At 70.6% G+C, this 2,510-nt stretch carries 2 protein-coding genes; both read right to left on the bottom strand.

Annotated elements, in window-relative coordinates:
* On the bottom strand, positions 1–1,918 hold a 1,918-nt coding region (locus tag MKP15_RS16935; protein WP_275692626.1), incomplete at its 3' end, for a cache domain-containing protein.
* Positions 1,919–2,061: 143 nt separating this feature from the next.
* The coding region (locus MKP15_RS16930; RefSeq protein ID WP_240213501.1) for a methyl-accepting chemotaxis protein at positions 2,062–2,510 on the bottom strand (449 nt) is incomplete at its 5' end.

Genomic DNA, 2,510 nt, shown 5'->3' with positions numbered 1-2,510 from the left:
GCTGGTTGGCCTGGCGCGCGTGCTCGGCGTTCTGGCGCACGGTGGAGGTCAGTTCCTCCATCGAGGCGGCGGTTTCCTCCAGGTTGGCGGCCTGCTGCTCGGTGCGGCGGGAGAGGTCGTTGTTGCCGGTGGCGATCTCCGAGGCGGCCAGGTTGATGCTGGCCGCGGCCTGCTGGATGCGGCCGACGATCGAGGTCAGCTGCGCCACGGTTGCGTTGGCGTCGTCGCGCATCCGCGCGAACACGCCCTGGAACTCGCCGTGCATGCGCGCGGTCAGGTCGCCGCGGGCGATGGCCTGCAGCAGCGCGGAGACCTCGGACAGGTTGCCGTCGGTGGTTTCCATCAGGCGGTTGAGCCCGGCCACCATGTCGCGGAAGTCGTGCTCGAAGCGTGTGGCATCGCCGCGCACGCTGAAATCGCCCGCGGCCGCGGCACCGGCCAGGCGCTTGATCTCGGCATTGATCGCCGACAGGCTGGCCTTGGTCTCGTCCATGGCCCGGGTGATGGCGGCTTTCTCGCCCGGCAGGCGGTCCATGTCCACCGACAGGTCGCCGTGCGCATAGCGCTGCATCACTTCGACGATCCGCGCGGTCACCTCCAGGTGGCTGGAGACCAGCTGGTTGGTGCCGGCGACCATCACCCCGTAATCGCCGGGGAAACGGGAGGCATCGATGCGGTGGCTCACGCTGCCGGCGTCGTGGCGCGCGGCCATCTCACCCTGGGCATCGATCACCGCGCGGATCTGGTCGCGCATGTGCGACTGGGCCCGCAGCAGCTGGCCCAGTTCGTCGTTGCGGCGCGCCGGGATCGGGGTGTCCAGCCTGCCCTGGGCGACGTCGGCGGACACACGCACCGCGTCGGCCAGCGGGCGCAGCACCATGGCCCGCAGCAGCAGCCACAGGCCCGCGCAGAGCGCAGCGGCGGCGAGCAGCCCGACCAGCGCCACCAGCCCCAGCAGCGAGCGTGCCTGGGCGGTGAGCAGGTCGCGCGGCACCATCACCCCCAGCGCGAAGCGGCGGTCGCTCTTGCCGATGCGCAGCGGCGCATAGACCTGCACCATCCCGTTCCCATCGGCCTGGAAGTTGCTGTAGAGCTTGTCCTCGGCGACGGCGGCCAGGATCGCTTTGGTGGTGTCGTCGTCGCGGGTCTTGCCGACGTTGGCCGGGTCCGGCGAGGCCACCACCATGCCCATCGGCGACAGCAGTTCGGTGCGCCCCTGGCCCATCGGCCGGAGCTCGGCGATGCGCGCCTGCAGCGCCGAGAGCTCGAAGTCGGAGGTGACCACGCCCAGCACTTTGTCGCCGTCCATGATCGGAATCGCGATGGTGGTCAGCATCAGCGTCTTGCCGCCGACCTCATAGGCATACGGCTCGATGATGACCGGCTTCTTCAGCGTCCTGGGGGTGACGTACCAGGCGCCCAGTTTGGGATCCTCGTAGTCGCGCAGCGGCTCGCTGACCAGCTCGCCGCCGACCCGTGCCCAGTAGCTCATGAAGCGGCCGCTGGCGTCGTGTTCCGGGGCATCGACGAACTGCGCGTCATTGCCGTCGAACGCGTCCGGCTCCCACAGCACGCACATGCCGGCGCGCTCCGGGTGCAGCTCCAGCTGCTGGCGGAAGGTCTGCGAGACGGCGGCGCGGCTGATCTGCCCGCGCTGGGTGGCCAGGTTTTCGGCCAGGGTCTGCACCGCGTCGTAGGTCTGGCTCATCTCGGTGGACAGGTGCTGGGCCTCGAAGCGGGCGAGGTTCTCCAGCGTCGCCTGCGAGGAGGCCAGCAGGGCGCGGCTGCTCTTCCAGTAGCTGATCGCGGCGGTGAGGCCGAACGCGGCCAGGGCGATCAGGGCGATGCCCAGCATCAGGCGGGTGGCGACGCTGCTTTTGCGTTCGCCGGACAAGGAACGGGGGGACGAGACGGACATGGAGGGACCGATGAGGGCGGAATCCCCAGCTTCATCGGTCGCCGGCGGCGGTTCTTGAGGGCCGCCGCTGCCGTCCGTCGGAAAACCCGCGCCGGACCGCCGGCTTCATTCTAAACCGGCGGCAGCCCGCGGCCTGGACCGGCTCAGAACTCCTGCCAGTCGCCGCCATCGGCGTCCTTCGCCGGTGCGATCACGCGCGGCGCGGGCGCCAGCTTTGGCGCCGGGGCCCGGGCCGGGGCGGCGGCGCGGCGGGGGGCGGGCGGGGCACTGGCCGGCGCGGCGGCGGCATCGTCGAGGTGGAACAGGGCGACCGCCGCGGCCAGCTGGGTGGCCTGTTCCTCCATCGAGCGCGCGGCGGCGGTGGCTTCCTCCACCAGCGCGGCGTTCTGCTGGGTGGTCTCGTCCATCTGCATCACGGTCTGGTTGACCTGTTCGATGCCCGCGCTCTGTTCCTGCGAGGCGGCCGAGATCTCGGCCATGATGTCGGTCACCCGCTGCACCGAGGTCACGATCTCGCCCATGGTGCTGCCGGCCTGGTGGACCAGCGCCGAGCCTTCGGAAACCTTGTCCACCGAGTTCTCGATCAGCTCCT

Source organism: Stenotrophomonas sp. Y6 (assembly GCF_022436665.1).
Lineage (GTDB): Bacteria > Pseudomonadota > Gammaproteobacteria > Xanthomonadales > Xanthomonadaceae > Stenotrophomonas > Stenotrophomonas acidaminiphila_A.
The sequence above is the reverse complement of the archived record's forward strand: the minus strand, read 5'-3'. Positions and strand labels throughout refer to the sequence as shown.